This window comes from Psychrobacter sp. NPDC078929 (genome assembly GCF_050267985.1).
Classification (GTDB): domain Bacteria; phylum Pseudomonadota; class Gammaproteobacteria; order Pseudomonadales; family Moraxellaceae; genus Psychrobacter.
In genome coordinates this window covers 1-7,734 of the sequence record NZ_JBNNFX010000038.1, presented here as the reverse complement: position 1 = coordinate 7,734, position 7,734 = coordinate 1, and the positions used below count along the sequence as shown (strand labels likewise).

The 7,734-nt window shown below is 42.3% G+C and carries 7 protein-coding genes; all 7 read right to left on the bottom strand.

From position 1 onward, the window contains the following. Positions 1 to 90: 90 nt before the first annotated feature. The 7 genes from ACQKCG_RS13520 to ACQKCG_RS13490 all read right to left on the bottom strand — a co-directional run bounded on the left by ACQKCG_RS13520 (position 91) and on the right by ACQKCG_RS13490 (position 7,137). Positions 91 to 951: a tRNA threonylcarbamoyladenosine dehydratase gene (locus ACQKCG_RS13520; RefSeq protein WP_101204388.1), complete on the bottom strand. Its 861-nt coding sequence runs from the start codon at positions 949 to 951 to the stop codon at positions 91 to 93. Positions 952 to 1,051: 100 nt separating this feature from the next. Then, entirely contained in the window at positions 1,052 to 1,984 is a 933-nt protein-coding gene (locus ACQKCG_RS13515) for a TatD family hydrolase (protein ID WP_101204389.1), read from the bottom strand. A 161-nt stretch (positions 1,985 to 2,145) separates the two neighbouring features. Beyond that, entirely contained in the window at positions 2,146 to 2,322 is a 177-nt protein-coding gene (locus tag ACQKCG_RS13510) for a hypothetical protein (protein ID WP_157822715.1), read from the bottom strand. Between the two features lie 204 nt (positions 2,323 to 2,526). Next, positions 2,527 to 4,773, bottom strand: a complete 2,247-nt coding sequence (gene gspD / locus ACQKCG_RS13505) for a type II secretion system secretin GspD (RefSeq protein WP_101204387.1) — start codon at positions 4,771 to 4,773, stop codon at positions 2,527 to 2,529. Positions 4,774 to 4,850: 77 nt separating this feature from the next. Beyond that, positions 4,851 to 5,756, bottom strand: a complete 906-nt coding sequence (locus tag ACQKCG_RS13500) for a type II secretion system protein N (protein ID WP_101204386.1) — start codon at positions 5,754 to 5,756, stop codon at positions 4,851 to 4,853. Next, on the bottom strand, positions 5,757 to 6,584 hold the full coding sequence (gene gspN / locus ACQKCG_RS13495; RefSeq protein WP_101204385.1) for a type II secretion system protein N: 828 nt from the start codon (positions 6,582 to 6,584) through the stop codon (positions 5,757 to 5,759). A 229-nt stretch (positions 6,585 to 6,813) separates the two neighbouring features. Beyond that, positions 6,814 to 7,137, bottom strand: a complete 324-nt coding sequence (locus ACQKCG_RS13490; RefSeq protein ID WP_101204384.1) for an H-NS family nucleoid-associated regulatory protein — start codon at positions 7,135 to 7,137, stop codon at positions 6,814 to 6,816. Positions 7,138 to 7,734 lie beyond the last annotated feature (597 nt).

Here is a 7,734-nt window from a genome sequence, read left to right as displayed (position 1 = left end):
TTTTCTTGCCATAACTTGTATTTCTCGCATCGACTCAATAGATGCGGTATTGTAACTATTATTTAGGGCTTATCCAATTGAAGACACGCCCTAGTTACGACTCGTCTGTCTTATTAATAATTGTAATGCTTCACTCACCATAATCATCGCCACCACTGACGTAACGACCACTGCTGAGCCATAACCACCGCACTGTAAACCGCCTGTTTGACAGCTTTTATCTACAATTGGCGGCTCTGTCGAATAGACACATTTGATACCAAATTTCTCTTTTAAAGCACTATTAATGCCTTTTTCGTGGCGTAACTTGTTGCGTAACTTTGCAAGTAGTGGATCTTGATAACAGTCACGCAAATCACTTACTCTAATCTGACTTGGATCTATCTTACCACCTGCACCGCCCGCACAGACCAACTTTAGTTTATTAAAACGACAGTGTAAAGCAATTGCTAATTTAGCATTCATATCGTCTACACAATCTAAGATAACAATCGGTTTCCCCTGAGCAGTAGCGGATTTGACCGCTTCACGACTTGGTAGAAGTGTGGCGACATTATCTACTGTCAAAAAGTCATCGACTAAATTTAATGTTACTGTGGGATTAATCTCTCTAATACGAGTTGCCATTGCTTCAATTTTACTTTGACCAAATGTGCTGTCCAATGCAGGCAGTTGGCGATTGACATTAGAAGCAACCAATACATCCAAATCAATCAACGTAATCGTTCCCACTGCTGTCCGAGCCAGCGCCTCTGCTGCCCAAGAGCCCACCCCTCCTACACCAATAATGTAGACATGAGCTGCCGAAAAAGTATTAACCGCAGAGGTACCATATAGTGTCCGTGTACCTTGAAAACGACGATCGTACTGCTCATCTTGTTGGCGCGATTCGTCTTGTGCAAGACTGTCTTCGACGGATTCTGGTTGTTCAAATTGTCGCGTGTCACTCATAACAGATCAAATTCTCTTTTCAAATATTTTGGTTGTCATTTATTTGGCTAGTACTTTTTAGCGTCTAATTACAACGATGCTTTTCTTATAAGTAGCACAGTTACACTGAATAAGCCCAGTCTACTTTCAGAGCATCACAGCTATTTTGCCACAATTGCTTAGCAAGTTTATCATGTGGTATTTCTAATAGCTCACTCAAGCTTGCTAATACCCATGGCAGATTGGCTGGTATATTTCTATCATGTGAATCAGTATCATCCGATACCTGACACATAATAGGTGTCATATCTGGACAATCCGTTTCAATGACCAAGCATTCGATGCCATGACTCTCAACTGCTACTTGAATAGCACGGCGCAGTTTTTTGGCCTTCGGATTGGTAATCTGACCCGTGACACCAAGCTTAAACCCTAATTTTACAAAAGCCTTTGCCTCTTGCTCACCCCCGCTAAAGCTGTGGGCAATACCGCCTAATTTATGCGCATCGTATTTATGCGCTTTTAATATTGCGAGCGCTTCAGCATGCGCTTTACGAATATGCAGCATCACTGGCAGATTGTGGGTTACTGCTATATCCAACTGCGCCGCAAAGAACCTTTTTTGTTTAGCAAACATATCAGGCTGCTTCATTGCATCGGTAAAGGTGTCTAATCCAATCTCACCAATAGCTAATGGACGACGCTCTATCACCATTTGTTCAAGTTGTGTTAAATGGTCGTCGGTATGCTGCTCAATATAAAATGGGTGTAAGCCAAGTGCGATATGGGCTGTAACATTGCATTTATCTTGGTTGTTTGCCTTGGTCGCAGACGATTGCGACAGTTCATTGATGGAGTCTTGAGTATCGTACATTCGATCAAAGTAATGGTATAAATAACCTACTAGCACTAAGTGACAGACACCTTGACTATAAGCCTGCTCTACCTGTTGTTTGCGATCATTGTCGAACACTGGAGCATCAAAATGTGTATGCGTATCTATAAGAGAATAGACATTTTTTAAAACTTCTCTAGCATCTGTTCTCTCAGCCATGGTCACTGATTTGTTGCCACACATTAATAAACTCCAAAACTGACTTTTCAGAACATAGAATTGAGTAATAAACACTAAGCAATTTTTACTATACAAGTATTTTTATATAAGAATATTGCTATAGACGCATTATTGAGCTTCTATTTTTTAATTACTAGCTTCTATTTACTAATTACATTCTCGTGAGCATCGTCAATATCAATACCCTCAGATACGGTATTATGATTATTTACTGTCTCCGTATTGTCCTTTCGACTACTGCGCCTAGGGATGAGCAATAGCGCAGTTGCAGCCACACTTAGCAAAAACCATTTTTTCGTATTTTTATAATCTGTCATCTTAGTTTCTGATTTACTGTAGCGGAAAACATAATACGTAACTCATTATTTTATTAGTAACTAATATACTTAAATATAAAAGCAGCTATGTTTATCTGTGTTATGAATACGCAAGCTAATGTACGATGTAACTAGTATCTATTACATCGTACATTAATTTATGCCAGTTGAATCACATTAACCGTTATATATACGGCCAATATTTTAACGATTAAGAGGATAGGTCGTGATACCACTATTCGGGCTATCTACTCTCGTAAAACCTTGCGAAGTAGATTTTGGCGCTTGATCACGTTTAGGGATAAGGGGGTTGAGCGGCATGAGCTCGTAATCCGCACTGACATTACCATTCCAACCTTCAGTGCCACTCAATGGTAATTGCTTAATCGTACCGTTTTTATCAATGACCAGCTGCAACACTCGCATTTGATTGAATTTGCGTTCAGTCACACTCGCTACCGCGCCGCCATCACGTAAGATAGTCGGCTGTAAAAAGATAATCAAATTGCTCTTTTGGGTGCTGTCGTTGTCAGAACGAAAGAGTCTACCGATAACAGGAACATTGCCCAGTCCAGGAACCTTCTGTTGACGTGTGGTGGTGTTGTCACGCATCAGGCCGCCCAAGGCAATCGTTTGCTGATCATCCGCTAGAATGGTCGTATTAATAAGGCTTTTATTGGTAATTAGCCCACTGGCATTACCCGTACTACCTGGTACGACTGACGAGACTTCTTGCGAGACCTCTAATCGTACTGTGCCATTGTCACCAATATGGGGAATGACATTCAGATTAATACCAATGTCTTGGCGATCAATTGTCTGAAATGGGTTGTTTGAATTATTGCCACTGGTGGTAAAAGAACCCGTAACAAAAGGTACGTTTTGACCAACTAAGATACTGGCTTTTTCATTATCCAATGTCAAAATCGATGGCATGGATAGCAAGTTGGCACTGGTAGATGAGTCAAGCGCCTGTAAAATAGCGCCATAAAACTCTGTATTGCCCTGACTGTCTTTGCGACTGTCTCCAATTCCTATCAGTGCACCCGCGATAGAGCTGGCAGCAGCGCTAATACCTGCCGTACTCGTCCCTGCTAAAGCAGCCGCCGCAAGTGTCGTCGCGCTGGCTCCCACATTATTAAAGTTGACCACTCCATAGCCACTATTGGCGTTACCTAACGCCCATTGAACGCCTAGCTGGGTGGCATCATCGCCTGACACTTCAACAATAGCCGCTTGAATCAATACTTGTGCACGGCGACTGTCTAATTGGTTGACCGCATCTTCAATCTCAAACATTAGCTCAGGTGCGGCATTGACGATAACGGCATTTTGAGTTTCATCAGCGATAATACTAAACGGACGACCGCCCACCCCTGTGCTTGTTCCGCTTGTGCTGCTAGTCGAGACAGCGGCCGCACTGCTACTACCAAGGCTATCGCTAGCTGCATTATTAATTGCAGCGCCTGTGCTGCTTACATCATTTAGTGAGGCTGATTCTAGTGTCGAGGTCGCGCCAGCACTATTGATAGATTGGTTAGCGAGTAAACCGCGTAACATATCGGCGATATGACCCGCACTAGCATACTTTAATCGAAAGACACGTAGACCACTTAAACGTCTGGTCGGCGTGGTATCCAACTGATTGACCATTTCTTGGACTTTAGCAATCATTTCAGGACTGCCTTTGACTAGCAGTCTATCGCTTGACGTATCAGCAATCACCTTTAGCTGATTGTTGCCACCTTGAGCTTGCCCGCTACCCGCACTTGAGACTAAGGCGCTAATCAACTCCATCATACGTTCGGCATCGACATGGCGTAGTGGTATCACTTGCAAACTGTCATTTACATTACTGTCTAAATCACGGATAAGGGCTGTCAGTTGGTTAAGGCTGTCTGCTCGATCGGACAATACTAGCGCATTGACACCAGGTACAGCGGCCGCGTGAGCTGACTGCGGCATCAATGGGCGAATAACACCTAATACTTCTGCAGCTTGGGTATTGGTCAAATAAATAACTCGAGTGGCGAGCGATTCGCCAACACTATCACCGCGTAAATCAACCGCCACACCAGATTGCTTAGCAATATTATCTGGCACCAGTTTTGTCGTCGTTCCCGATTCAATCGCAGCGATACCATTCACTTGCATCACGCTCAGAAATAGCTGATAAATCTCATCACGGGACAGGGCTTTATTGGAGATGACCGTGACATTGCCATTGATACGCGGATCAAGAACAAAGTTTTGATCCGTGATGGTCGCGACTTCATTGATAAAGGCTTTGATATCAGCATCTTGTAGATTAACTTTCCAGCTCTCAGCATTGGCAAGACCAACACCAGCAGCCCATAATGGCACTGCCAGACAAAGTGGACGGCACAGGCGCATCAAACGCTGCAGGCTACGGTACAAAGGCGTGGCTGAAAAATTCTGAAAACTTACCATATTGATGATTACCTACAGTGATATTGCTTACTATGTGCTGAATTTTTAAGGAGCAATTTTGCTAAAAACCTACCTTGCTAGAACTGCTGGCGAATCGTAATAACTTGCTCACCACGTTGAACCTCTATCTGCGCTTCACCTGCTTGCTGTACTTGCTGAAGTACACCAGCATCTTGCGCTGGGTTATTACCCACGCTCTGTCCGTTGACGGTCAGTACCTTATCGCCTGGCTCAAGCCCTAAACGATTACGTAGGCCAGCAGGCATCGCCGCTGTGACTTGGTAACTTTCACCTGATGCCATCACCCCCATTCTACTTAGATAACTGGCAGGGTTTTCTTGCAAGGCCGTAACCGCTTCTTCGATAGCCGACTGTGGACTTTTTGAAGTGTCTGCGCCAGTTGTCCCTTCTGTCTCAGGAATAGCGTTTTGTACTGGCTGGGGCGCTGTAGGCAACATGCTATTATTTGGCAAACGCTGATTACTTATTCCGCTTGCTAGCATATCACTTTGGTCTAATGGCATCGCCTCTGGCATTTTAATAACGGTTTCTTTATCGTTAGCATCAGCGATAATGACTGAATTCCAATCAACAGCCACGAGCGTATAATCGCTGTCTTTTAGCCCATCACCGATGCGGTAATTTTTGACTTCGCCATTGACATTTAATAAGGCGGAAGACATGCTCTCAGGTATGGCTAGTAGTACGCCTTTTAGCTCAATGTTGGGAGGTGGTTGCACGGCTGCGGTAATAGGATCGGGGTCAGCGAAGATTGCAAATAAGCTGCTATAATCTTTGGTGGATTTGGCACTATTCTGTAGAGGCGCTAAAGGCAATGCAGGCGCTAGAGGTGCTGCTAGTAATAACCATAAAAGACGGGCGGCTGTCCAGCATAGCCAAGCAATAGCTAACAATAATAGCCAAGCTGAAAGGCGATTGAGAGTATTGATAACAGGTTTTAAGCTTGCGGCGATATTAAGCATTTAGTTCGCCCCCAGACCAGCTAACAATGGCTGGCGCACACTGACAACTGGCGTATCTTGAGGGGCTTGTCCTTTATACTCAGGCATGTTTTCTAGCAAGCGCTGCGTCAAACTGACATCGAGCATATTATCGCTATCGAGATACAGATCTCCCAAACGCTTATCTTGATTATTCAATAAATTGATATGCAGCAAATCTCTATTGTTTTTTTGCTCTGTACTAAGCTCGGCTCTTAGAGCAGGCATCGTAATATAAAAAACTTTGCCACCACTAGGATAGCCTACCTCACCACCAACCCAAGTCAATTGACCATCCGCGGCACTAAATCCGCTAACGTCTTTAGCAGGATCACTACTAGATGCGTCATTTTTATCAGCCTGACGCGTTAGCGATACATTATTTACTTGAATAGGGGTATTTGGCAGTTGCCAGTTGACCACACTCGCTAGCGTCTCAGGTGCAACTTTCCCACTCATGTTGTCAACTTGCCATGAGTTTAACCCAAGTTTAGCTTGCCCATTCAGACGTGTCTGTGCTGAGTGGATATTAACATCCGCACCTAGCTTCCCTATGAGTAACTGCCAAGGCTGCCATGACCATTCCACCGTACCTGTGAGCGACGTCGATGACATAGGCAATTGCCAAATGGCAGCACCTTGCCATACATTGCCAGATAAATGCTGCACATAAGGCGTATCTGGCGCGTATTTCTCAAGTAACCATGCTGCTGGCATTTGCAACACAGCAAATAGCGCAAACAACACAAACCCCACTAGCCACCAGAGCTTACGGGGACGTTTATGAGAAAACTCAGATACTTGGGCCACAGTCGTACAACTCTTATATAAGACAAAAACGTCATTATCATAACAAACAATGGCATATAGATGACAGAAAAAAAGCCAGTATCTTTTTGCCAAAATACTGGCAGTAAAGATACTGGCTTTTATTTTCTGAAAAACAGCTATATCTATCGCTAAATGGTTGTAAATACACCATTATAAATAGGATGTTCTAACTGGTTCACAGAAAGTAACTTTATAAGAAAACAGCTAATTAAATAGCAAAATCTTCGATATCACGACCTGCTGCTAGCGCTTCAACCAACCATGTTGGCTTACGGCCACGGCCAGTCCAAGTTTCACTATGATCATCAGTATTGCGATATTTAATACTGCGTTTTTTCTCTAACTTTTCACCAGCTTTCAGTATCTCTTCGATCGTTGCATTGCTATCTTCTGCAATCTGCTCGAACTGCATATAGGCATCATACAAACGTTGATGCTGTTTTTTGGCGATAAGTTGTTGAGCGTTTTCAGTGATAGCACGTAACTCATCCACGTTCAAATTTTCTAAATCAATTGCGTTATTTTTGCTCATAATAAATCCAACTATAAAATAAGAGTGTGGCCTCTATTGAGGTATTGTTTTTCCTGAAATAATGCAGTGAACAAATCGTTCATTGGCCATTAAATCTATGTATAAAATATAATTAATTCTAAAGAATATTTAGTTTCTAATAACAGCCCGAACAATCCATTATAAATAGAAAATATATAGCGATAGATGCTCATTGTATCCATTTTGAATAAAATTAGTTTTAGATAAATCTAAACACATAAGTCACCATGCTTTATATATTGCTATTATAGCTTTGAAAGCATCTTCTAATAATAAAACAAAATTCTAGTACTTTGACTACTGCTAGAATTTCGCAATGATATTTCGACAAAAATCTACTGTTAAAATAATAGAGTAGTAAGTCAATGCACTATACTCTCAAATACTGCTAATCTTGGAGATAGTTTTGCATTAGCTCTGTAACTTGCTATGTCGTTCCTACGGTACTTTCTGAATAAGTTAACCATTTCATATAAAGATCTATAGTCACCTGACCACAAAAATGTTATAAAATAAATCAACTAAACGATTACCACAATAAATAACCATGACTTACTCCCTAGATTATCGCAAACA